The sequence below is a fragment of the Parapedobacter luteus genome (assembly GCF_900168055.1).
Classification (GTDB): Bacteria; Bacteroidota; Bacteroidia; order Sphingobacteriales; family Sphingobacteriaceae; genus Parapedobacter; species Parapedobacter luteus.
In genome coordinates this window covers 35,277-59,787 of the sequence record NZ_FUYS01000008.1, presented here as the reverse complement: position 1 = coordinate 59,787, position 24,511 = coordinate 35,277, and the positions used below count along the sequence as shown (strand labels likewise).

At 49.9% G+C, this 24,511-nt stretch carries 17 protein-coding genes; 7 read left to right on the top strand and 10 right to left on the bottom strand.

What is annotated here, in order from left to right:
• Window positions 1-45: 45 nt before the first annotated feature.
• Genes murD through mraZ form a run of 7 tightly spaced genes read right to left on the bottom strand, consistent with a single transcriptional unit; the run spans window position 46 to window position 8,085 of the window.
• A complete protein-coding gene (gene murD, locus B5X72_RS15020; RefSeq protein ID WP_079717737.1) occupies window positions 46-1,419 on the bottom strand; it encodes a UDP-N-acetylmuramoyl-L-alanine--D-glutamate ligase in 1,374 nt (457 codons plus the stop codon).
• A gap of 16 nt (window positions 1,420-1,435) precedes the next feature.
• Window positions 1,436-2,680, bottom strand: coding sequence for a phospho-N-acetylmuramoyl-pentapeptide-transferase (mraY, locus tag B5X72_RS15015; protein ID WP_079717736.1), 1,245 nt, complete (start codon window positions 2,678-2,680; stop codon window positions 1,436-1,438).
• Between the two features lie 8 nt (window positions 2,681-2,688).
• Complete coding sequence (locus tag B5X72_RS15010; protein WP_079717735.1) at window positions 2,689-4,146, bottom strand: UDP-N-acetylmuramoyl-L-alanyl-D-glutamate--2,6-diaminopimelate ligase; 1,458 nt, start codon at window positions 4,144-4,146, stop codon at window positions 2,689-2,691.
• Window positions 4,143-6,236 carry a penicillin-binding protein gene (locus tag B5X72_RS15005; protein ID WP_079717734.1) on the bottom strand — a complete coding sequence of 698 codons (2,094 nt, stop codon included), beginning with the start codon at window positions 6,234-6,236 and terminating at the stop codon, window positions 4,143-4,145. The genes B5X72_RS15010 and B5X72_RS15005 overlap by 4 nt, the downstream gene beginning before the upstream one ends.
• A gap of 28 nt (window positions 6,237-6,264) precedes the next feature.
• On the bottom strand, window positions 6,265-6,672 hold the full coding sequence (locus tag B5X72_RS15000; RefSeq protein WP_079717733.1) for an FtsL-like putative cell division protein: 408 nt from the start codon (window positions 6,670-6,672) through the stop codon (window positions 6,265-6,267).
• Window positions 6,673-6,689: 17 nt separating this feature from the next.
• Complete coding sequence (gene rsmH, locus B5X72_RS14995; protein ID WP_079717732.1) at window positions 6,690-7,619, bottom strand: 16S rRNA (cytosine(1402)-N(4))-methyltransferase RsmH; 930 nt, start codon at window positions 7,617-7,619, stop codon at window positions 6,690-6,692.
• Window positions 7,612-8,085 (bottom strand): division/cell wall cluster transcriptional repressor MraZ, encoded by a 474-nt coding sequence (gene mraZ / locus B5X72_RS14990; RefSeq protein WP_079717731.1) that lies wholly within the window; start codon window positions 8,083-8,085, stop codon window positions 7,612-7,614. Before mraZ ends, rsmH begins: the two co-directional genes overlap by 8 nt.
• Window positions 8,086-8,401: 316 nt before the next feature.
• Here mraZ and B5X72_RS14985 point away from each other — a divergent pair, with 316 nt between their 5' ends.
• The 5 genes from B5X72_RS14985 (at window position 8,402) to ggpS (ending at window position 15,232) form a co-directional block, all read left to right on the top strand.
• Window positions 8,402-8,743 (top strand): hypothetical protein, encoded by a 342-nt coding sequence (locus tag B5X72_RS14985; protein ID WP_139378719.1) that lies wholly within the window; start codon window positions 8,402-8,404, stop codon window positions 8,741-8,743.
• 155 nt (window positions 8,744-8,898) lie between these two features.
• A complete protein-coding gene (locus B5X72_RS14980) occupies window positions 8,899-9,582 on the top strand; it encodes a response regulator (RefSeq protein ID WP_079717729.1) in 684 nt (227 codons plus the stop codon).
• 88 nt (window positions 9,583-9,670) lie between these two features.
• Complete coding sequence (aspS, locus tag B5X72_RS14975) at window positions 9,671-11,413, top strand: aspartate--tRNA ligase (protein WP_079717728.1); 1,743 nt, start codon at window positions 9,671-9,673, stop codon at window positions 11,411-11,413.
• A 79-nt stretch (window positions 11,414-11,492) separates the two neighbouring features.
• A complete protein-coding gene (locus tag B5X72_RS14970) occupies window positions 11,493-12,878 on the top strand; it encodes a LutB/LldF family L-lactate oxidation iron-sulfur protein (protein WP_079717727.1) in 1,386 nt (461 codons plus the stop codon).
• 98 nt (window positions 12,879-12,976) lie between these two features.
• Window positions 12,977-15,232 carry a glucosylglycerol-phosphate synthase gene (ggpS, locus tag B5X72_RS14965; RefSeq protein WP_245826946.1) on the top strand — a complete coding sequence of 752 codons (2,256 nt, stop codon included), beginning with the start codon at window positions 12,977-12,979 and terminating at the stop codon, window positions 15,230-15,232.
• A gap of 5 nt (window positions 15,233-15,237) precedes the next feature.
• Here ggpS and mgrA read toward each other — a convergent pair whose 3' ends face one another.
• A complete protein-coding gene (mgrA, locus tag B5X72_RS14960; RefSeq protein ID WP_079717838.1) occupies window positions 15,238-16,269 on the bottom strand; it encodes an L-glyceraldehyde 3-phosphate reductase in 1,032 nt (343 codons plus the stop codon).
• A 37-nt stretch (window positions 16,270-16,306) separates the two neighbouring features.
• Window positions 16,307-17,308 carry a tRNA (adenosine(37)-N6)-threonylcarbamoyltransferase complex transferase subunit TsaD gene (tsaD, locus tag B5X72_RS14955; RefSeq protein WP_079717726.1) on the bottom strand — a complete coding sequence of 334 codons (1,002 nt, stop codon included), beginning with the start codon at window positions 17,306-17,308 and terminating at the stop codon, window positions 16,307-16,309.
• Window positions 17,309-17,319: 11 nt separating this feature from the next.
• Here tsaD and B5X72_RS14950 point away from each other — a divergent pair, with 11 nt between their 5' ends.
• Window positions 17,320-21,717, top strand: a complete 4,398-nt coding sequence (locus tag B5X72_RS14950) for a translocation/assembly module TamB domain-containing protein (protein ID WP_079717725.1) — start codon at window positions 17,320-17,322, stop codon at window positions 21,715-21,717.
• Window positions 21,718-22,115: 398 nt separating this feature from the next.
• Window positions 22,116-22,985 (top strand): hypothetical protein, encoded by an 870-nt coding sequence (locus B5X72_RS14945; protein WP_079717724.1) that lies wholly within the window; start codon window positions 22,116-22,118, stop codon window positions 22,983-22,985.
• Window positions 22,986-23,079: 94 nt separating this feature from the next.
• Here B5X72_RS14945 and mnmE read toward each other — a convergent pair whose 3' ends face one another.
• Entirely contained in the window at window positions 23,080-24,438 is a 1,359-nt protein-coding gene (gene mnmE, locus B5X72_RS14940; protein WP_079717723.1) for a tRNA uridine-5-carboxymethylaminomethyl(34) synthesis GTPase MnmE, read from the bottom strand.
• Window positions 24,439-24,511 lie beyond the last annotated feature (73 nt).

Here is a 24,511-nt window from a genome sequence, read left to right as displayed (position 1 = left end):
TAACCCTATTAATTTGGTATCGTTTCACCGATCACCGGTTACTGATCACAAATCCATCACGGCTTCTTTAAACTGATTGCCACGGTCTTCAAAATTCTTGAACCAGTCAAAGCTTGCACAAGCGGGCGAGAGCAGTACGGTATCGCCCTTTTGTGCCAGATGCGAAGCGATTTCCACCGCATCGCGCATGCTGGAGCTATTTACGATAATCCGTGCATCATCTTCCAGCGAATCGTATATCCGTGAGTTGTCTTTCCCAATACACACAATTGCCCGAACCTTGGTCCGCACCAAATCCCGCAGCATTTCATAATCGTTGCCCTTATCCACGCCACCCATAATCAACACGATCTGTGGAGCCAGGCTTTCCAGCGCATACCACACGGCATTGACGTTGGTCGCCTTGGAATCATTAATGTAGTTGACACCCGCGATACAGGCCACGAACTCCAGGCGGTGTGGGATATTTTTGAACGACCCCATGCTCTCCTTCATCGAAGCGTTGCGGAGTTCCTGTACTTTGGCTACCAAACCGGAAGCCATGTTGTTGTAAATGTTGTGTTTACCCTGAAGGGAAAGTTCATTAATATCCATTGTAAATAGTTCTTGTTGTGGTACGTTAATCACTAATTCGTTTTTCTCATCCAAGTAAGCCCCTGGCACGACCTTTTCGGTAAGGCTGAACGGCAACGTCATTGCCGCGGGTTGGTGGCGTTCCAGTCCGGCTTTGGTAATCGGATCATCCAGGCAGTAGATAAAGTGGTCTTCGGGCCGTTGGTTGCGGATAATACGGAACTTGGAATCCACGTAGTTTTCCAGCTTGTGATCATACCGATCCAGGTGATCCGGTGTGATGTTCAGCAGCACGGCGATATCCGCCCGGAAGTGTTCCATATCGTCCAGCATAAAGCTACTCAACTCCAAGACGTAATAATCATATTGCTCGTTGGCGACCTGCAAAGCAAAACTACGCCCGATATTGCCCGCCAAGCCGACGTTGAGCCCACCTTGCCGGAGGATATGCCAGGTAAGCATCGTGGTCGTCGATTTGCCATTCGAACCGGTAATGCATATCAGCTTGGCATCCGTATATTGAGCGGCGAATTCTATCTCCGCTATCACGGGTATCCCCCTGTCCTTAAGCTGCTGTACGATCGGCGCGGTGTTGGGTATACCTGGGCTTTTAATGACCAAGTCCGCCGCCAGTATTTGCGCTTCGCTGTGCTGGCCTTCCTCATAAGCCAGCTGCGCCTCCTCCAATTGTTTTTTATATTGGTCGGCAATGCGCCCGACATCAGACACCCACACATCAAAGCCCTTCTTTTGGGCCAATACAGCCGTTCCAACACCGCTTTCCCCGGCACCGAGTACCACGAGTTTGCCCTGTTGCGGATAATGATATGCAGGTATAATTGCCATTGACTTGTTTCTGTTTTTACCTTACTTTCAATGTCACAATCGTTAAAATCGCCAAGATAACGCCCACAATCCAAAACCGCGTAACGATTTTCGCTTCGTGGTATCCTTTTTTCTGATAGTGGTGGTGCAAAGGCGACATCTTGAAAATCCGCCGTCCTTCCCCGTATTTCCGTTTGGTATACTTAAAGTAAGAAACCTGCAGGATGACCGAGACAAGCTCGATAAGGAATACACCACAGAGAATAGGAATCAACAATTCCTTCCGGATAAGTACGGCGAATGCCGCAATAATCCCCCCGATTGTCAAACTGCCCGTATCGCCCATGAATACTTGCGCAGGGTATGAGTTATACCACAGGAATCCCGTGCATGCACCTACAAAAGCTCCGGCAAAAATCACCAGCTCACCCGAATTGGGTATATACATGATATTCAGGTAATCTGAAAAAATCACGTTGCCCGACACATATGCCAAAATGGCCAGTGTACCACCAATGGTAGCCGACGTGCCCGTAGCGAGCCCATCGATACCATCGGTGATATTGGCGCCGTTGGATACGGCGGTTACAATAAAAACAACAAATACTAAAAAAACGATAAAGGTAACTGTAGGGCCATTGAGGTTGAATATACTAAGCACTTTGGCGTAGTCAAATTCGTTATTTTTGTAAAAAGGGATATTTGTTTTCGTCGATTTGACGCCCCTCGTATAAAATTTTCGACCTGTGTCTTCCTGCACCTGTACCTGCACCTCGCTGTTGGGTGTTGGATTTGCGACTTTTTCACGAACGACAATATCGGGGTGGAAATGCATGGTGCAGGCTATAATTGCACCCAATCCAACCTGACCGACGATTTTGAACCGTCCGGCCAAGCCTTCTTTATTTTTCCGGAATACCTTGATGTAATCGTCCACGAAACCAATTGTCCCCATCCATACTGTCGTGACCAGCATCAGAATAACATAGATGTTTTCCAATTTGGCAAACAATAAGGTGGGCAACATAATGCCGGCGATGATAATCAACCCGCCCATCGTGGGTGTACCCTGCTTTTGCTTTTCGCCTTCCAACCCGAGATCCCGGATAGTCTCCCCGACCTGCCTGGCTCGCAAAATGCGAATCAGCCGACTGCCGTAACCGGTAGTGACCACCAACGACACAATAACCGCCATAGCCGTACGGAACGAGATATACTGGAATAATCCCGATCCGGGAATGTGTGTATGTTCTTCTATCCAAGTAAATAAATAATATAACATATCGCGTGTTATTGTTCGTTAAACGCACCGACTAAAACCGCCTTATCATCAAAGTCATAGCGTTGCCCCTTAATTTCCTGATATTTTTCGTGCCCCTTGCCCGCGACCAATACGATATCGCCGGGTTGGGCCAGATGGCACGCCGCGCGTATCGCTTCGCGGCGGTCAGCAATGGAAAAAACGTTGCGTTTTTTGTCTTGGGGGATACCGCTTTCCATATCCTGGATGATCTGCATAGGGTCCTCCGTGCGCGGATTGTCCGATGTGATAACCACTTTATCACTGTACTTCACCGCGACAGCTGCCATCACCGGCCGCTTTGCTTTGTCCCTGTCGCCACCGCACCCGAGCACGGTGATGATATGTACCTTGTTCTTGCGCAAATCCCCGATGGTCTCCAGCACGTTCTGTACCGCATCCGGCGTGTGCGCGTAGTCCACAATACCAATAACCCCGTTTTTGGAAATGGTGGTATCAAACCGGCCTTCCGCCCCGGTAATGTTACTAAGTGCGGTAAGTATTTTCATCGTCTCCTGTTCCAGCAGTATGGCCGCTCCATATACGGCCAAGATGTTGTAGGCATTGAAATTACCGACCAACTTCACCCATACCTCCTGACCATCGAGATAAAGCAGCATGCCGTCAAAGTGGCTTTCGATTACCTTAGCCTTGAAATCGGCCATGTGTTTAAGCCCGTACGTCTTTTTATGCGCAAACGTATTTTGGAGCATCACCGCGCCATGTTTGTCGTCAGCATTGGAAAGCGCAAAAGCAAACCGATCAAGGCCGTCAAAAAACGTCTTTTTGGCCTTAATATACTCGTCAAATGTCTTGTGGAAATCCAGGTGATCGTGCGTAATGTTGGAAAAGATTCCTCCGGCAAAATTTAACCCGGCTATCCGCTGCTGTACAATTGCATGCGAGCTTACTTCCATAAAGCAATAGTCGCATCCGGCGTCGACCATCTCATGCAAAAGTTTGTTCAAGGCCAACGGATCCGGCGTGGTATGCGTTGCAGCTACCACGCGGTCGCCTACAAGATTATGTACAGTGGAAAGCAACCCCACCTCGTATCCCAGTTTACGGAACAGTTTATAAAGTAAGGTGACTATCGTGGTTTTCCCATTGGTACCGGTTACCCCCACAAGGCGCAATTTCCTGGAAGGATTTCCAAAATAATTGGATGCCGAAACGCCCAGTGCAAAAGCGCTATCATCGACCTGCACATAGGTAATATCGTCCTTTGTTATTTCGGGCAATTGTTCGCAGAGCACTACGGTCGCCCCTTGGTTTATGGCCGCATCAATATACTGATGTCCATCCGTATGCAGCCCTGCGACCGCCACAAACATACCATTGGGCATCACCTTGCGTGAATCAAAATTCAGGTCAGAAACGGCCACGTTTAAATTACCGATGACCTGACGCACCGGAATTCCATGAAGTATGTCTTTCAGCTCAATCATTTCAGCTCAATCAATACCGATGCGCCCATCTTTACTTTTTGCCCCGCGGGCAACGATTGCGCGATTACTTTTCCCTTACCTTTTACCTTGGTTCGATAGCCCGAGTTTTCAAGGGCATAGAGGGCATCGATAAGCCCCATACCTGTGACATCCGGCACGATTCCCTCCTTAATCTCTTCATCCGAAAACGAAATACCTTTCACCGTATCGATATGCTGCATTGGCTCCGCAGACGCATAGGTGGTCTTGACTCCCAGTGCATTGAAGACGCGCAATGTAGCGGCTTTTGATCCCTTAAGCGAGGGAGGAGGTTCGGTATTTCCCACGAACCGCATCCGTTCGAAATCCTGATGCAGGTTGAGATCATTTGCATAAACCATATCTGCCAGTTCACGGAATACCGGCCCGGCTATGGAGGCCCCATAATATCCATTGCGCGGATTCCGAATGACAACAATCATGGAATATTTCGGGTTGTCTGCCGGGAAGTAACCTGCAAACGACGACTGGTACCGGCGATTGGCATATCCGGCAGCGCCATCGGCCATCTGTGCAGTACCGGTTTTTCCGGCAGTGGCAAATTGCGGATTGCGCAACCGCTTGCCCGTGCCTTCAACCATGACACCTTCCAGCATGGCGCGCAGTTTGCCAATTGTTTGCTCGGACGCTATCCGTTCTTCAATGACCCGCGTTTCAAACCGTTCAACCGTATTGCCCAGGTGCCGGATTTCCTTCACAAACAGCGGAGCCACCATCTTGCCATTGTTGGCAACGGCATTATACAACGTAAGCATCTGCAGCGGTGTCATCTTCAACTCATATCCGTACGCCATCTGTGGCAATGACAGCCCGCTCCAGCTCTTACTGCTGGGTGTTTTGATCAACGGATTGCCCTCTCCGGGAATTTGCAAACCAAGTGGCTCGTTGAGGTGCAACGCGTGCAGGCGCTTGGTAAATGCTGCCGGATTTTCCCGGTAATGTGTATTGATAATTTTCGTGATGGCTACGTTGGAAGAAACCTCGAAAGCTTTCTTCACCGTCACCGTACCGTATGCATGGGTATCCCTGATGGTATGGCGGTGTACCTGATACGTACCGTTGCCGGTTTCTATGACCGTGTTCGTGTCTATCTTTCCATCCTCCAATGCCACGAGGTATGAAGCCAGCTTGAACGTCGAGCCCGGCTCGGCACTTTGTGCAATGGCATAATTGAATTTTTCGCGGTAGACGCCGTCTGCATCTTTCGTAAAATTGGCTACGGCCCGAATTTCGCCTGTCGCCACCTCCATCAGTATCACACAACCATTGTCCGCATTACTGGCGATGAGCTGTTTTTCCAATGCCCGCTGGGCCATGTCCTGCATGTTGACGTCAATGGTCGATATGATGTCTGCACCATCCACCGGTGCGACTTCAATTTCGCGATTTACCGGCATCCATACACCACCGGCAATGCGTTGAACCAAACGCTTGCCGCTCTTACCGTCAATATATTCGCCATAGGCGCCCTCCAGACCCACGTGCACATTTTCCGCAGGTATCTTATATCCGATCGTCCGCGCGGCCAGATTCGTAAATGGAAGTATCCGCTTGTTCTTACGCTCGGCTATCAACCCCCCTTTATATTTGCCGAGGTTAAAAATCGGAAACTCCATGATTTGTTTTAACGCTTGATGACCGACATTGCGTTTGAGCAAGTAATACCGATTTTTGCGCTTGCGTGCCTCCTTGAGCAAACGTGAATATTGGGCTGAAGATTTATCGTTAAAAAATGCGGAAAGCTTAGCAGCCAATGAATCCACTTTGGAGTAAAACACCTCATCTGATTCAATACCCGGAGCCAGCAAATCCATCCGCAAATCATATTCCGGTATAGACGTAGCCAATAAGCTGCCATCGTTTGAGAAAATATTGCCCCGCACGGCTTCAACATCCACATAACGCGTGGAAAGGCTATCGGCCATCTCCCGCCACTCAGCCCCTTCTACATATTGCAGATGAAAAAGCTTGGCCAACACCGCTATCGCAATAAGGACAATCAGCCCAAAAGACAAATATACCCTAAGCAGTATGTCGGTCCTGATGTTCATGCCACGTATATTATATTAAATACTTTTTCTATTTTTTTGATTTTACAACGACTATTTTTTTTGGCGGTTCCGTCCGCTCTTTCAAGCCAATGCTATCGGCCCGTTTGGCAATTTCCGTTTGGGTCGTCAGCTTCATCAGATCCGCCGAAAGCGATTTGTAATCCCAGTTCATTTCTTTCACTTCACGGCCCAAGCGATCAATTTCCCGAACGGTGCGTTCCGCATAATGCCGGTTGGCGATGTAAATGATCGCCAGTAGCCCAACGAATGCGATAAAAGGGATATAACCGACAAACGCCGAAGATGAAAACCGATCGGAAGCAAAGAGCGACTGAAAAAAGGTACGCGTGGCGTCCGCCTTTTCCTCCACAGTTTCCTGTAATTCGGCCTGCTGTTCATCACTCAACGGCTGCTGTTTGTACGCATTTCTTACCATAGTCAATTCATCTGAAATCAGCTGTCTAAAGTCCGGAACTCATTAACTTTTTCCGCCACCCTTAATTTTGCACTTCGTGCCCGATTATTGCGGCTTACCTCTTCTTCACTTGCGGTAAACGCTTTGCGGCTGATAACCTTGAACGGTTTAATCTCATTGCCAAAAAAATCCTTATCGACCTCACCCCTGAATTTCCCCTTCGCCATAAAGTTCTTCACCAACCGGTCTTCCAGCGAGTGGTATGACATGACCGCCAGCCGCCCACCCGGTTTTAAGACGGATACGCTCTGTTGAAGGAACTCCTGTAACGCATCCAATTCCTTATTGACCTCAATACGCAATGCCTGGAACAACTGAGCATAGTATTTATGCTCCTTGCCGCGGGGCACCACAACTTTTACAACCGTCTTCAATTCGCCAACTGTACGGATTGGCTGCGTAATACGCGCCGTAGCGATGACCTTCGCGAGCGTCCGTGCGTTCTGCAATTCGCCATACATGCCAAAAATACGATGCAGTTCGGCTTCCGGATAGGCATTGAGCACCTGCTTGGCGTCCAATTCGCCTGTCTGGTCCATACGCATGTCCAGCTCCGCGTCAAACCGCGTCGAGAAGCCTCGCGCTGCATCGTCAAACTGATGCGAGGACACGCCTAAATCGGCCAAGATACCGTCTACCTCCTTCACGCCATGAAGCCGCAGGTTGTTTTTTAAAAATCTAAAATTCTGATGGATAAGCACAAACCGCTCATCATCTATGACGTTTCGCAACGCATCGGGGTCCTGATCAAAAGCAAACAACCGCCCCTTTTCCTTCAGGTGTTTTAACAACTCCCTGGAATGTCCCCCGCCCCCAAAAGTCACATCCACATAAATCCCTTCAGGCTTAATCGCCAATGCATCCATGCATTCGCGCAACATCACCGGCACGTGGTATGCGTCATTCATCGTCATCGTCAGCCAAGTTATCATCCCCCATTACTGCTTCTGCCAGTTCGGCGAAGTCATCATCCTCACCATCCTCCCACAACTTATCATACGCTTCTTTAGACCATACCTCAATCTTACTAAACTGACACAGGAGTTTGACATCCGTCTCAATACCTCCGTATTCAAGCAAGGATTTGGGCAGCAGCAAGCGCCCTGCCGAATCGAGCGTTAATTCAGTGGCACCCCGGGTAAAATCGCGAATAAACTTCCTGTTCCTTGCCACATATTGATTTAACTTGGCCAGCTTACGCGTAATCTTATCCCACTCACTCCTTGGGTAAAGCACGAGGTTTTTCTCGAAACCACGACTGACAACAAGCCCATCACGCTCGACATCAACTATTTGTCTCTTGAGCGCGGCGGGAAGAACCATCCTTCCCTTTGCATCCAGCTTGCAATCAAATTCGCCAATCAAATGCCCCATAAATACACTTCACCCATAATCTGATGTAAAAGTAGGCATTTGCTCCACTTTCTCCCACTTTTCCCCACAAAAAAGTTTTCCACATTTAGTTTCAGCGAGTTCCGGCTGCCCACCAACCAATTTTACCCGCATGACGAAGGCAGTAGAGGTTGTAGTGGATCGCCTACAAAACAAAAAATAGCCGCGAGGTTTGTCGATATTACGGGTGTTTTATCGGCATCTTTGCGCTGTTAAATACCTGTCTACGACTATGCGCTTAGCGATTATAAAACTGATGGCCTTCATTCTATTCCCGTTTTTGTCTTGCGATAAAAACATGGAGTTGTTCCCTTGGCAGTGCGACTGTGACATCGACGTCATACGGCTTTCCAAGCCAAGTTCAGTCACGTACCGAGTTTTTGCCCAAGAGGGGGCCACGGTATCATCCATTACCTACCGGACGAGCTCCGGCTTGATGACCGCACAGAACCCGGAGCTTCCGTTTAGCACCATGATCCATTTAGACAAGGACCAACCCATGGCCCTTACCGCAAAGGGCAATCCAAAGGAAGGCAGTATCGTACTGACGTATGAGGTACAGGAGCATGGCGAGGCACCAGGCCTCCTGAGCAGCAGCGTTTCTAAAGTATGGATACTGAAGGACGGCGTTTGCGAATAACCGACACACCCACCATTAAACCACTTAATTACAAGCGACTTACAACAATGTAGCCATATTCCTACAGCAAATTACGTACAACCTGCATACTTTAGTTGCAACATTTAGATAAGCATCGAAACTGAATAATAACGTAGGATAACCGGATTAACCCCATGAAAAGAAAAAAAATACTTATCGTAGAAGATCAACTTATCATCACCATGGATCTGGAGTACATGCTGGAAGAATTAGGCTACCAAGTATGCGGCGTCTCTACAACCTACGAAGATGCGATAGCAGCCATTAAAAGCAGCCAGCCGGATCTTATCCTGGTTGACATTATTCTCTCCGGCGAAAAAACGGGAATCGATCTTGCCCACAAAATCAACAGCACATTCCATATACCATTTATTTTCCTTACTTCGCATGCCGATCGCAGTACGATCGAGGCTGCCAAATCCACCAGGCCGGCGGGGTACATTGTCAAACCGTTCAACCGGAATGATGTATACGCAGCCATTGAAATTGCGTTCAACAACATCGAGGCGCATGACGAAAGCGCCAACATTTTTCTTCCCGACGGGAAACACAAGACTAAAATCCACATAGACGAAATGATCTACGCGCACGCCGAGGGGAACTATACGACGTTTATCACAACCAATCGAAAAATCGTACTCCGCAAGTGCCTCAAAGAAGTTTCCGAAACGATCTTGAACAACAAGAAGTTTGTGCGGATACACAAATCATACTTAGTCAACAGAGATGCCATCCGTGCGCGTAGCGCGTCCAATATCCTGCTAAACAACGGGGAAAACGTCCCATTGGGCAGAGCTTACGCCGGATGTTTATGCTAATCGGCGCAGTGCTGAAAAATTCCTAAGCTAAACGCTGCGTGTTCTTTTTAAAAAACCGCTATTTTTGCCGCTTAAGACAAATGGTAAAATGCATAGAACACATACATGCGGCGAACTGACCATCGCTGATTTAGGAAAAACGGTTGTATTGAGCGGATGGGTCCAAAAATCCCGTGATTTGGGAGGAATGACATTCATCGACGTGCGCGACAGGTACGGTGTAACACAGCTGGTCTTTGACACCGCCGATGACGGGGCGCTGCGCAGTAAAGCGCGGGAGCTTGGCCGGGAATATGTCATCAAAGTCACCGGGCGCGTCATTGAGCGGGAAAGCAAAAACCCTAAATTGGCTACCGGAGAAATTGAAATCAAAGTTGTGTCGCTGGAGGTGCTTAACGCAGCAAAACTTCCCCCCTTTACCATTGAAGATGATACCGACGGCGGCGACGATTTGCGAATGAAATACCGCTACCTCGACCTCCGCCGCAATCCTGTCCGCCAAAACCTGGTGTTGCGACACAGGCTTGCCCAGGAAACCCGCAAATATCTTGACGCCCAGCATTTCCTGGAGGTGGAGACGCCGGTATTGATTAAATCCACCCCAGAGGGGGCCCGCGATTTTGTGGTCCCGAGCCGTATGAACCCTGGTGAGTTCTATGCCTTACCGCAATCTCCCCAGACGTTCAAGCAATTGTTGATGGTGTCGGGATTTGACCGCTATTTCCAGCTTGTCAAATGCTTCCGAGACGAAGATCTTCGGGCGGACAGGCAGCCCGAATTTACACAAATAGACTGTGAGATGGCTTTCGTAGAACAGGAAGACATCCTTAACCTCTTTGAAGGACTGGTGAAGCACCTGTTTAAGGCGGTCAAAGGCATCGACCTTGGCGCAATCCCGCGCATGACCTACGATGAGGCTATGCGACTGTATGGATCCGACAAACCTGACCTTCGGTTCGGGATGTCCTTCGTGGAGCTCAATGATATCGTCAAAGGGGCCGGATTCCCCGTCTTTGACAGTGCAGAGCTGGTTGTGGGCATCAATGCGGCAGGATGCGCATCCTATACGCGTAAGCAACTGGATGCATTGACGGATTTTATTAAACGGCCTCAAATCGGCGCAACAGGGCTTGTCTATGTCCGCGTCAACGAAGATGGTTCGCTCAAGTCCTCAGTCGATAAATTCTATAGCCCCGAGGAACTTCAAAAATGGGCGCAGGCATTTGATGCAAAGCCAGGCGATCTCCTGTTGGTGATGGCCGGCCAGGCCGATAAAGTACGCAAGCAGTTAAACGAGCTGCGGCTCGAGCTGGCTGCCCAATTGGGGCTGCGCGACAAAAACACGTATGCGCCGCTGTGGGTGGTGGACTTCCCGCTATTGGAATGGGATGAAGAAAGTGGGCGCTATCATGCCATGCATCACCCATTCACATCGCCAAAACCCGAAGACATTCCGTTGTTGGACAGCCAGCCGGGCGATGTACGGGCAAATGCCTATGATCTCGTCATCAATGGCACGGAAATCGGCGGCGGCTCCATCCGGATCCATGACCGCGAACTGCAATCGCTGATGTTCAAACATCTTGGATTTTCGCCGGAGGAGGCACAGCAGCAGTTCGGCTTCCTGTTAGATGCATTCACTTACGGCGCACCACCCCATGGCGGCATTGCGTTTGGCTTCGACAGGCTTGTGGCCATATTTGCGGGGCTCGATAGCATACGCGATGTGATCGCTTTCCCGAAAAACAACTCGGGGAGGGATGTGATGATTGATTCACCCGCGCCGATATCGGACGGGCAGCTGGCCGAGCTGGCAATTTCGGTCAAGTGACCCGGACGGTGCCGGCATTAAGCTCCGGCACAACACTTTCCGTCTTTTAACGTTATCATAATAAGAAAAACCGATACGTATGTCGTCTGCACAAGAAACCACTTTTCTGAAAGACAGTGCCGCAAAGGCCTTTGACATGCGCCATCGGCAGATTATCAATTACAACATTGATAAATATGACGTAGCTGTACAAAGCGGTCTGCTACAGTTTCAGCACCTTGAAAACGCCAGGCGGAAAGCCCATATCATCAAGTGGAAAGTGATGGAAAACCTGGACAAGCTATTGCCCGAGTTCGAATCGAACTTTCTGCGCAAAGGGGGCAAAGTTATCTGGGCCAACGACGCCGAGGAAGCTCGCCAGGAAATCTGGAAAATCATGGAACGCTCGGGCGCCAAGACTGTCGTTAAATCCAAATCGATGACCACCGAAGAAATCGAGTTGAATCACTTTTTCGAAGGAAAAGGTGTAAAAACGGTGGAATCCGATCTGGGCGAATACATCGTGCAGCTGTTAAACCAAAAGCCATACCATATTGTGACGCCGGCCATGCACCTGAGCTTGCAGGATATCGCGGCGCTCTTCCACCAGCATTTCGGCACCCCGCCGGATGCTACGGCACAGGACCTCACCCTGCAGGCACGTAAGCTCCTGCGTGAGCAGTACACAGCAGCGGACGTGGGTATTACTGGTGCCAACTTCCTCATTGCGGATACCGGTAGCATCGCACTTACCGAAAATGAAGGCAATGCCCGGCTGACCACCACATTTCCAAAAATACATATCGCCATCGTGGGCATAGAGAAAGTCATTCCATCCTTGGCCGACCTTGATCTCTTTTGGCCGCTGCTGGCTACTCATGGCACCGGACAGCGGCTTACGGTCTACAACAGCATCATCGGCGGGCCAAGACAAGAAGGCGAGACCGACGGGCCCGAGGAAATGTACGTTGTTCTACTTGACAACGGCCGTACGGATCTGCTCGCACAAAAGGAACAGCGCCAAGGCTTGTACTGCATTCGTTGCGGGGCATGCCTTAACGGATGCCCTATCTATAAAAATGTAGGCGGTCATACGTACAATACCACCTATAGCGGCCCTATTGGCTCCATCATTACCCCCCACCTTCGGGGAATGGAAGCATTCAAGCACCTAAGCTATGCTTCAAGCCTGTGCGGCAAGTGCACCGAAGTGTGCCCCGTAAAAATAGACATCCATCAGATGCTGTTACTCAACCGGCGCGATGCAGTAGCAAGCAACATCGTTTCCAAGTCTGAGAAGGCAACATGGAAAGGGTTTACTTTTGCCATGACGAAGCGCTGGGTAGTCGACTTATTAGGTGGAAAACTAAAAAACATACTGCTCAGCCGTTTTTTCAAAAAGGCTTGGGGAAAGCGCAGAAACCTGCCTTTCGTCGCCCCAAAGTCATTCGCCCAACAGTGGAAGGCTAAGGACAAGGCCGATTAAATTTGCCATTGGCCTGAGAAATTCTTATCTTTGCCCACCTTTCATCACCATTGCGGCATTATCGCTTTCATCATGCAATGGTCCAAAATCAAGTCAATATGATGCTATTAGCTACAGATCTCGATGGTACTTTTTTGGGCGGCAAACGTGTTGATAGGCTTCAATTGTATCGCCTTATCCGCCAAAATGAAAACATCAAATTGGTCTTCGTCACCGGAAGAGGCGTGGAGACCGTTCTTCCACTGCTCAATGATCCCATTATCCCACGTCCATCCTACGTCATCAGCGACGTTGGTGCGACCGTCGTAGATGGCCATACACTGGAACCCGTTGAACCTATCCAAGCGGGGATAGAGGACAAGTGGCCCGGTATTTTCACCATTAAGCAGGCCTTTAGCAACATCGAAGGATTGCGGTTCCAGGAGGTACCGCAGCAACGGCGCTGCTCATTTTATTATGATGACAGCACCGATTTAGACGCTGTCAACGCCATCGCCAGTGCCATGAACTGCTATGTATTGCTTTCGGCGGGCAAGTACCTTGACATCCTGCCTAATGGTACAAGTAAGGGCAGTACGCTTCGGCAATTGGTCGAACACATCGGCATCGCCGATAACGCGGTATTGGTCGCCGGCGATACGCTGAACGACCTATCGCTGTATCAAACCGGATATAAAGGCGTAGTGGTCGGCCAAGCCGAGGAAGCCTTGTATGAGGCCACCTCCGGCAATCCGACGGTGTATGCTGCGGAGGCACCGGGGGCAGGCGGCATCATCGAAGCTATCCAGCATTACACCGACTTCAGGAAGTTCTACCTGACGGCCGGGGCCAAAAAGAAAATCAAGCAATCGGGAGAAACACAATTGCTGATGGTGTATCATCGTTTACCGTTTGACAAAGAGGTAGTTGACGGCGTCGAAAGACGTGTACCGCCTAAAAGCCCGAATGGCATCATCCCCTCGCTGCTGGGCTTTTTCGAAAAAGGACGATCCGGGGTGTGGATCGGCGAGGATGTCGTTGAAAAGCATGAAACGGGCCTCGCCAGGAATGAATACATCAATGAAGATCGGTATCCCAATCTCATTGCATCGGCTATACCGCTTTCCAAGAAGGACATCGACCTTTTTTACCGCATTTTTTCAAAAGAAGCATTCTGGCCGACGATCTTTTCGTTTGTAGACAAGGCCACCTTCAACCACAGCCATTGGGCGCATTACGTCAAAATCAACAAGTTATTCGCTGACCGCATCGCCGAAGAAGCCGACCAGGATGCGCTGGTCTGGATACATGAGTATAATCTTTGGATGGTGCCCGGCTTCCTGCGGCAGCTGCGCCCTGACGTAAAGATAGGATTCTTCCATCACACCGCTTTTCCGCCAGCAGACGTTTTCAACATCATTCCCTGGCGACGCGAAATCATCGGCAGCCTATTGCAGTGCGATTTTGTTAGTTTTCACATTCCTCGATACGTTGAGAATTTTGTGGATGTCTTGCGCAGCCATGCTCCTGTAAAGGTGATCGAACGGGTCAATGCGGCAAAGCAATTTCTTACGTACAGTTGCGCGTTGGGTATCGACCAAATGACCAAAAAAGTCGAGGTTGGCAACCGCCTAATTCGATTGGGAGCTCAGCCAGTGGGCATCAATGTCGACAATATCAAACGCATCTATGCACTCAAAAAAACGAAACAACGCATTGCTACCCTGGAAAAACGCACCAGCGGAAAACAAATTGTGCTTTCTGTGGAGCGATTAGATTATGTAAAGGGTCCACTTGAAAAAATACAAGCCTTTGGCGAGCTATTGCACGAACATCCCGAACTGCACGGGAAAATCGAATTGATAAATATCTGTACGCCCCCTTCACAGGGCATGAAAGTATACGATAAAATACGGCAAGAGCTCGACCGTGCTGTCGGCCAAATCAACGGCAGGTACTCCAACCTCGAATGGACGCCCATTCGGTATTTTTACCGTTCTGTACCATTTGAAGAGGTGGTCACCTACTATGCCATTGCTGATATCGCATGGATCACCCCGCTGCGTGATGGGCTCAACCTCGTAGCCAAGGAATACGTAGCCGTTCAAGGCCAGAAGGAAGACGCCGACGGTGTATTGGTTCTGTCGGAGTTTGCCGGCGCGTCTGTCGAGCTCCCTTACGCTGTACTGACCAACCCCTATGATGCTAAAAACCTCAAGGACAGCTTACTGCATGCCATCCACATGGAAAAGAGCGAGCGGGTGTTGCGCATGCGAAGGCTGTACGAAATCATTTCTTATTATGATATCGAACGATGGGGAAAAGAATTCATCCAGGAACTGGAGTACGCTGCGCATAGTGAGCCATTGCGATAGCCGGGCTATTCCAATTCGGCCGATTTAGCCCAGATATTGATAGCGCCATCTTTGGCGTGGTTGTCTATCTCGGCCAATTCATCCGCTGAGAAATCCAGTTTGCTGAGCGCACCCACACAATCAACCACTTGCTCGGGCCTGCTGGCGCCGATCAATGCCGATGTCACACGGCTATCCCGCAACACCCAAGCAATGGCCATTTGCGCAAGTGTTTGCCCTCGCCGCTGTGCGATGGCATGAAGTGCCCGCACGTTAGCGAGGTTCTGATCGCTGAGAAACTCACGCCGAAAAAAGCCCCTGGTATTGGCTCGGCTGTCTGCCGGCACGCCATTCAGATACCTATCGGTAAGTAAACCCTGTGCCAATGGGGAAAAGACGATGGAGCCCATGCCCAGCTCCCCCAGCGTATCCAATAACCCGTCCGTTTCTATCCAACGATTGAGCATGGAATAGCTGGGTTGGTGGATGAGACAGGGCGTACCCAACTCGCTGAGGATAGCCGCCGCCTCCCGGGTACGCTTCGTATTATACGACGAAATGCCTACATAGAGTGCCCTGCCTGAACGCACAATGTGATCCAGCGCCATCATGGTTTCTTCAAGCGGCGTCTCGGGGTCAAACCGGTGAGAATAGAAGATATCCACATAATCCAATCCCATTCGCTTCAGGCTTTGGTCGCAGCTGGCAATTAAATACTTACGGCTCCCCCATTCGCCATAAGGGCCGGGCCACATGTCATAGCCGGCCTTCGAAGAAATGACCAACTGATCGCGAAGCCCGGCGAAATCCGCTTTCAGTATACGGCCAAACGCCAGCTCGGCGCTTCCCGGCGGGGGGCCGTAGTTGTTGGCCAGATCAAAATGAGTAATGCCCAAGTCCAACGCTTGCCGGCATATTGCTTGTTTGGTTTGATGCGGCACATCGTCACCAAAATTGTTCCACAGACCAAGAGAAATAGCAGGAAGTTTCAGCCCGCTTTTGCCGCAACGGTTGAACGGCATGTTTTCGTAACGGTCGACATTGGGTTTCCAGTTCATTTTTTCTATATGTTTTTTATTGGCTTTCAGCCGGATGCTATACACTGTATCTCGCCAGCGGTGCCACATCTTGCCCCACAAAATCACCGGCGCGATATTTATGATGCCCCGCAATCGCTATCATGGCTGCATTATCCGTACAATACTCAAAGCGCGGGATAAACACCCGCCATCCCAAGTGTTCGCCCAGCGTTATCAAGCTGTTGCGGAGGCCCGAATTGGCGGAAACTCCACCGGCGATGGCGACATCCCGCACGCCGGCCTCCTCTGCCGCCCGCCTGAGTTTGTTTAGCAAAATGGAGACAATACGTTCCTGTACCGAGGCACAGATATCGTGGAGCCGGCTCTGCAAAAACCCAGGATCCTCCTGTTCCTTTTGCTGGACGAAGTAAAGGATGGCTGTCTTCAAGCCGCTGAAGCTGAAATTAAGCCCCGGAATCTGTGGCTCGGGAAATGCAAATGCCTTTGCATTGCCCTGCTGGGCATAGCGGTCAATCAATGGACCGCCAGGATAAGGAAGGCCAAGGATTTTGGCGGTTTTATCAAATGCCTCACCTGCTGCATCATCCAGTGTCTGCCCCAGCAGCTCCATCTTAAAGTAGTCCTTAACCAACACCAATTGCGTATGGCCACCAGAGACCGTCAAACACAGAAAAGGGAATTCAGGCACCGGCTCCTCTATAAAATGAGCGAGAATATGCGCCTGCATATGATTCACTTCAATCAGGGGAATATGGCGTGCAAGGGCGAACGCTTTGGCGAACGAAGTTCCGACCAGCAGCGAGCCCAATAAGCCCGGACCCCGCGTGAAAGCCACCGCATCTATATCATTTTTATGTACTTTTGCCTCGCGAATGGCCTGCTCGACGGCTGGAATGATGTTTTGCTGGTGTGCGCGTGAAGCCAACTCCGGCACTACGCCGCCAAATTTTTCGTGGACGGTCTGGTTCGCAATAATATTCGATCGGATTTTTCCGTCTATACTAATGGCTGCTGATGTTTCATCACATGATGATTCGATACCGAGGATGACGGGCATGGGACACGATATTGGATACGTTTAAACGAAACAAAAATATAAAAAAAGTATTAAAAATAACGTTATGGACGCTGGCCGGGCTGTTGCTACTGCTTGCCGGGCTGACCTATTCGCTTCGGTACCCGGCTGTCCAGACCTATTTCGCAAAAAAAGCCGCTGCCTACCTTTCCCGGGAGCTGCACACCACCGTGTCGTTGGAAGGCTTATATTTCCGGCCGTTTTCCTCGCTGGTGCTTAATGGGCTATTTGTAGCAGACACCACCGGCGACACGCTGTTGTATTCGCGTCAGCTGACCGCAGCGGTAGATTTATGGACACTGCGTGAGGGCCGGGTGGTCGTCAAACATGCAAAACTCGCTGATGGCGGCCTGTATCTCAAACGGTCTGCAAACGGCAGCAACCTCTCGTTTATTCTGGATTACTTCCGCCCCACCGCGCCGTCGCAATCTTCAAAGCGGCATATATCGTTGGAAATCCGTTCCGTGGACCTATCCAATATCACATTGGAGTATACGGACCTGGAAGACCGTTCGGCTGTAAGCGGCATCAATTTCAAAGATATTCAACTGACAGCGCTTAAGGGCAATTTTTCTGAAATCGATTTTACCAATCATCTGTTTAAATCAACCATCAAAAACCTTTCGTTTCGCGAGAAAAGCGGGTTTGTCCTTCGCGAAATGAATGCAAAGGCGGTGGTAGACACGAGTAGTATTGAGCTGCAGGAGCTGTATGTCGAAACCAACCGGAGCCGGCTGCGGGATTACCTCCGGCTCGAGTATGATGATTTTTCGGCGTTCAACAATTTTGTCCACGATGTTACGGTGGAATTGAATCTCGATCGCTCGCAGCTCCATTCTGAGGATATCGCATTTTTTGCGCCAAACGTTGCGACCACCCGTTTTGACGTTGCACTCTCGGGCACGTTTAAGGGTCAAGTCGCCTCCTTCGTGGCCAGGCGTGTGGCCATGCAACTCGGCAGCAATACCCAATTACAGGGCGATGTTACCGTTGCCGGATTACCGGATATCAGCCAGACGGTGTTTGCCATGCAAATCCGCCGACTGGTCACCAGCAGCCAAGAAATCGAATCGTTGGTGCCTCAACTCAGTGGTATGCCTGAATTGGTTTTGCCAGCGCTGTTCGACCCGATGGAAACCATCGTTTACCAGGGTACGCTCAAGGGCTTTTACTACGATTTCGTTGCCGACGGCACGGTTGAAACCGCGCTAGGATCAATCACTGCCGATATAAACCTTGACATCCGTGATGGAGGGCGCTATCAGGGAAAGCTATCGTCTGAAAATTTCAATGTGGGGGTATTGTTTCCGGGGATGCAACTTGGCCATACGGGGTTCGATGTTACGATAGCCGGCACGGGCTTGGTCATCGACGAGATGGATAGCCGGGCGGCGGGCTATATCAGCCACTTGGACTTCAAGGGGTATCGCTATTCCCACATCGACGCAAAGGGCGCGCTCGCAAAAATGCGGTTTATCGGTAATGCAGCGATAAACGACCCGAACCTACAGTTGACCGTCGATAGCGACATCAGCTTTTCCCCCCAACAGCCTGAATACGGATTTAATGCCCATGTAAGATACGCGCATCTGCGCAACATCCACTGGTATGAAAATGATCCCGTTACGGTTAAAGAGGCTGACTTGACGACTCAGTTGACGGGCAACACGTTAAATACCCTCCAAGGCGCGGTTGCTATGCATAACGTTAGCTTTCAGGTGGGCGATGATACACATACCGTAGACTCGCTGGTACTTACCGCAGCAGGATTAGGAGCAGGACGGACGTTTCAGCTGCGTTCGACCATCGCCGATGCGGCCTTAACCGGAACAGTCGATTTAAATACACTGGCCGACGACTTCAAAGCCAATGCCATGCGTTATGTCCCAGCCTTGGGATGGGATGTAGGAGCCACCGGAAAACAGGCATTTGATTTCAATGTGACCCTTAAAGACGTCGCGCCCGTCGCCGCTTTGTTCGTGCCGAAGCTTACCTTGTCTGACGAAGTATCGATGACGGCTCGTTTTTCCACGACAGACACATCGACTTACGTCAACCTCCTGATCCCCCAATTGTCGTATGGCAACATAAGCCTGAAACGATTGATTATCGACGAATCCACGCGCGAAGGGATGTTGCGGCTACTGGTTACCGCCGATCGCCTGAGCCTCACCGACAGCCTCTATGTAGACAACGTAAATCTGGCGAACGTCATTGCAAATGACAGCCTGTTGTTCAATTTGAAACTTGCGGATGTGACAGCCCATAACCAATTGGATTTAAACGGGTTGGTAAATTTTGAAAGAAACGTACCCTTGCGGATGCAGTTGCTTCCTTCGGCACTGGTGTTGAATAAGGAACCATGGCGGCTCGATGAGAAGGCTTTGTTTTACCTCAATGAAGGCAAGGTTACCGTACATGGCCTCGAAATTTCAAACGACAATCAGGTTGTCCAACTTGATGGAACGATTTCATCCGCGCCAAGTGACAACGCATTACTGACCTTCGAAAACTTCGACCTGAAAACGCTGAACTCCCTGACCTTGCCCTCGGGCATCGAGCTTGAGGGGATACTGAATGGCCGCATGGATGTCTCGTCCGTCTTGAAAAACCCCTACGCTTTAGCCGACATGGAAGCCAGGAGCGTGCACTTCAACCGCACTGCGCTGGGCGATGTATTATTGCAGGCCGATTTTGACCGGACCACCGAATTGGTGAATGTAAGACTGGAAGTGGTCAATGGCCAAGTGAACACCCTTAGCGCCACCGGCACCTACAATGCCGCCGCTGCAACAGACAAATTGAACGTAAAGGCCACGCTCAACCAAAGCGAACTGGTCGTTTTCCAACCGTTTCTCAGCAACCTTGTTTCGGATATCAGCGGCACGGTCTCTGCGAATCTCCGCATCTCCGGCTCGGTGCTGGCACCGCAAATAAATGGCACCTGCTACTTACATCATGCCGGATTTACGGTCAACTACCTAAAAACACCTTATCGTATCAACGACGAAGTGTCGTTGTCAAACAGTACCATCATGTTTAACGATTTGGAGATCACCGACCCGGGAAATAATAAAGCCATCGCCAACGGAAAAGTGGACATGAGCAATCCACAGGTACCGGATATCGACGTCGCCGTTGATGCTACCAATTTCCTGCTGCTTAATACCACATTCAGGGACAATTCACTATATTATGGAACCGCGTACGGCACCGGAAGGTTTACATTCAATGGCCCGACAAACGCGATAACCATTAATGTGCAGGCCCGCACAAACGATAAGACAAGCCTGCATATTCCGCTCAATGCAGTGGGTACGGTGAGCGACAATGATTTTATCCGGTTTGTCAGCCATGATACATCGGGCACACAGCGTCCCCAATCACGCCTGTTCAAGGGGTTGAGCATGAACATGGATTTACAGATCACACCAGAGGCGGAAGCCAGTTTATATACCGACCTGGGCGAGCTTTCCGGGCGGGGAGAAGGGCTGTTGTCGCTACGCATTTCCAGTCTCGGCGACTTCGAAATGTTCGGTGATTATTCGATAAATACGGGCAAATTCACCTTTGTCGCACAGGACTTCATCAATAAGATCTTTGACATCAATCAGGGGGGGACGATCCGTTGGACAGGGCAGCCCGCTGATGCTACGATCAGCCTTTCGGCCGTCTATGGACATCGTACCAGCCTTGCCCCGTTGTACAATGCCGCGGGCAGGGAAACTGTGGAACAACGCGTATTGGCCCAAGCCGTTATGAACCTTAACGGCAACCTCATGCGTCCGGATATCACGTTTGCGCTCAACTTCCCAAATGATCCGTATGTGAAAGACGAGCTTCAGAGTTACCTTAGCGACATTAACAACATCAACCAACAGGCGCTTAGCCTTATCGTGCGCCGCAGCTTTGCCCCGGGTTCGGCTACCGACTTCAGCAGGGAACTGAATAACACGCTGCTGAGTGCCGGCACGGAGCTTGCTTTCAATCAGCTCAACAATCTCATTGCCCAGTCGCTCAACTTAAATTTTGTCGATCTCAATATCCGGTCACTCAACGACGCCAGTGCGTCATTCAGGTTTTTTAACGACCGATTGATTTTTACCGGCGGAGTCACCGACAGGCGGAATCTTAATGACCTCAATGTATTCAGCGATCGCGTTGTCACCGATGCCGAATTGCTGTACCTCATCCGCAAGGATGGGCGACTGGTGCTACGCGGTTCAAACCGGTTGAACAGCCGCAACTTCCTGCCACTGACAATGAATGAAAATTATGTCAGCGCCTTGGGGTTGGTCTATCGGCAGGAATTTTATACCTTTCAAGAGTATTTCCGGCGGTTATTTGCAATACGGCGGAAGACGGTGAAAGAAGAAGCCGATGCACAATAGCGAAGCCATCAACACAAGAGCCGTGATGACCTATTTGTGCTGAAACAGATTTGGATAATCGGTATCGATTGTTTAATTTTGGGTAGCGTCTGCCGATGCCCTGAACGTACCCTAATGATTGTTCGATACATAAATACACGAGCTTCGCGATTTCCGGGAGATTCCTTCGGGATGAGTCCATAATAAGTCCATAAAGAGTCCATGATGAATCCATTATTTGGGCATTATTTATGGAGTCATTATGGATTGTTTATGGTTACGCAATTTAGACATGGCGAAGGTATATCGAACATGGCCTTGCTTGGAGCTTTACGCGGCAGAAAAGAAAGGTAACCACAGGTCTTACGGTAGTTGACATACGAAGATAACATAATTAAAAACACGTCAAAACCATTATCATGGCATTACGGGATAAAAACGGGAAAATCCGGGGCAAAATCGACAACATCGTCTACCGGGGATATAAAGAAAAGCAAATCATGCAAATTGCGCCCAAACGAGTGAAACAGACGCTTTCCACAAAACTGAGTGCACTCGAATTTGGCCTGGCTGCGAGGCAAGCTAAATTCATACGCAGCATTTTCGATAACGTATATGAGGAATATGACGGCAATATGGTACGGCGGCTCACGGCGAAGGTAGCGGCCTGCATCCGTACGGCCGAATCGGAGATTGGCGAACGGGATCTCCACGATGCTGACCTCAACCAATTGAAGGGGTTTTCATTTAACGAGAACGCACTATTTGAAAAACTTGTCGCTGTACCGCCGTCCTTTAATGTGGCGCCCAACGGCACCATCCGATTCAAGCTAGGGCCTTTCATTCCAGCGGACGATATCGTATATCCGCCGAATTTCTTGCGGCCCAATTGCGGTTTCGGTATTTTCGTTACGGCGCTCGATTTTAGGGAAGGCAATGCGTACATCATAGACTGTGCAGGATTTGATGTTGCAAAAACCGACCATGACTATACCGAAATCGATTGGCAATGCAGCAAACTGCTGCCCGAAGGGTATATCGTGTTTGTCGTGTTGAATTTGCGTTATTTCACGTTGAACTGGCTGGGACAACGCTCACAAACGACCGACAAAGCCTTCTATCCCGCTATCATTTTGGATGCCTTCCATGTGACGCCCGAAATGGCCGCATCGGGAGCGCGCGATCTGCTCGAACCACCGTCAGATGAAGATTTTCAATCCTTTGGAGATACCCGGCAGCAAATCTCGCAGAAAGTATCACGGTTAAAAGCCAATGCGCCAAAAAGGTAGCGTTATTCCGATGCAAAGACAAACCGTTGTTGTATTCCGTAATCGGCTCAAATATAAATAAAAAATGAGCCGATTATACACTTCCCAAGTAGCCTCACTTCCCGATGCAAAACTTCGAGAAAATATTATCCAACAAATCATCGGTAGATACGCTTCCGGTGATCTCGCCCAAGTGATGCAATGCCTGCCGGATATCCATAGCGAGAAAATCGGATGTCACCGTGCTATCGATACCTGCCAGCACACGCTGCAGAGCACCTTCCGTCTTTCGCAGGGCGTCCACATGGCGGATGTTGGTCACCAACACGTCTTCCGCATCAAGGTTATGCAGATTTACTTTGCGCAATAACTCGTATTTCAGATCCTCTACGCCGACATTGTTTTTGGCGGAGATAAACAACGGTTCGATGGCACGAAGCGCCTCAAGCTTGTCTTGTTTCAGCAAATCCACCTTGTTGACCACCACCACGAAGGGCACGTCAAGCTGGGCCACTTCGGCAATCTGGCTTTTTATTTCGTCAACGTCATCTTGCTGCGGATCTGCCAAGTAAATGATGAGCCGAGCCTGCCGCATTTTCGCTCGGGTACGTTCGACACCCTTTGCTTCAATGATATCGTGCGTATCTCGGATACCCGCTGTATCAATGAACCGGAACATGACACCACTGATATTGATTTCGTCTTCGATGGTGTCGCGCGTGGTGCCTGCTATATCCGAGACAATGGCCCGCTCTTCATTTAGCAGCGTATTGAGCAACGTAGACTTTCCGACATTGGGCCTGCCTGCAATGACCACGGGCACACCATTTTTGAGCACGTTGCCCCGTTCAAACGAAGCAATGAGCTTCTGGATAACATCGTTGATCTCAGCGATGAGCACCCTAAGCTGTTCCCTGTTGGCAAACTCCACGTCTTCTTCGGAAAAATCCAGTTCGAGTTCCACCAGTGAAGCGAACTGAATGAGCTGTTCGCGGAGCTGCTTCAATATGGTAGAAAAACCGCCCCGCATCTGCTGTATAGCTACCTGGTGGGACGCCGCTGATGTAGAGGCAATAAGATCGGCTACGGCCTCTGCCTGCGAAAGGTCCAGCCGGCCATTGAGGAATGCCCGCAAGGTAAACTCGCCAGGCTGCGCCGCGCGCGCACCGTGCTGGATCAGCAGTTGAATCATTCGCTCGACAATATATCGGGAGTTGTGCGCGGAGATCTCTATGACATGTTCTCCGGTATAGGAATGCGGTGCAATAAAAACAGATACCAGCACCTCATCCAGGATGTCGCCGTTATCGCGTATCGTCCCAAAATGAATGGTATGGGACGGTTGTTGGGCTAAGTCCTTACCTTTAAAAATTTTATTCACTATCGCTATCGCCCCAGCGCCCGAAAGCCGGATGACCGCTATAGCGCCGTTTCCGGTAGCCGTAGCCAAAGCCACAATTGTATCGTGATTCATAACTGCAAAGTTAGCAGCATGATGTTTAAAGTCCGTCCCAATTATAATCTTTTTCGGGTTGTCCCCCAAAACG

Excerpts from the sequence above, each read along its gene's own strand:
- murD (WP_079717737.1), bottom strand. The coding sequence starts at position 1,419 with ATGGCAATTATACCTGCATATCATTATCCGCAACAGGGCAAACTCGTG.
- mraY (WP_079717736.1), bottom strand. The coding sequence starts at position 2,680 with ATGTTATATTATTTATTTACTTGGATAGAAGAACATACACACATTCCC.
- B5X72_RS15010 (WP_079717735.1), bottom strand. The coding sequence starts at position 4,146 with ATGATTGAGCTGAAAGACATACTTCATGGAATTCCGGTGCGTCAGGTC.
- B5X72_RS15005 (WP_079717734.1), bottom strand. The coding sequence starts at position 6,236 with ATGAACATCAGGACCGACATACTGCTTAGGGTATATTTGTCTTTTGGG.
- B5X72_RS15000 (WP_079717733.1), bottom strand. The coding sequence starts at position 6,672 with ATGGTAAGAAATGCGTACAAACAGCAGCCGTTGAGTGATGAACAGCAG.
- rsmH (WP_079717732.1), bottom strand. The coding sequence starts at position 7,619 with ATGAATGACGCATACCACGTGCCGGTGATGTTGCGCGAATGCATGGAT.
- mraZ (WP_079717731.1), bottom strand. The coding sequence starts at position 8,085 with ATGGGGCATTTGATTGGCGAATTTGATTGCAAGCTGGATGCAAAGGGA.
- B5X72_RS14985 (WP_139378719.1), top strand. The coding sequence starts at position 8,402 with ATGGAGTTGTTCCCTTGGCAGTGCGACTGTGACATCGACGTCATACGG.
- B5X72_RS14980 (WP_079717729.1), top strand. The coding sequence starts at position 8,899 with ATGAAAAGAAAAAAAATACTTATCGTAGAAGATCAACTTATCATCACC.
- aspS (WP_079717728.1), top strand. The coding sequence starts at position 9,671 with ATGCATAGAACACATACATGCGGCGAACTGACCATCGCTGATTTAGGA.
- B5X72_RS14970 (WP_079717727.1), top strand. The coding sequence starts at position 11,493 with ATGTCGTCTGCACAAGAAACCACTTTTCTGAAAGACAGTGCCGCAAAG.
- ggpS (WP_245826946.1), top strand. The coding sequence starts at position 12,977 with ATGATGCTATTAGCTACAGATCTCGATGGTACTTTTTTGGGCGGCAAA.
- mgrA (WP_079717838.1), bottom strand. The coding sequence starts at position 16,269 with ATGAACTGGAAACCCAATGTCGACCGTTACGAAAACATGCCGTTCAAC.
- tsaD (WP_079717726.1), bottom strand. The coding sequence starts at position 17,308 with ATGCCCGTCATCCTCGGTATCGAATCATCATGTGATGAAACATCAGCA.
- B5X72_RS14945 (WP_079717724.1), top strand. The coding sequence starts at position 22,116 with ATGGCATTACGGGATAAAAACGGGAAAATCCGGGGCAAAATCGACAAC.
- mnmE (WP_079717723.1), bottom strand. The coding sequence starts at position 24,438 with ATGAATCACGATACAATTGTGGCTTTGGCTACGGCTACCGGAAACGGC.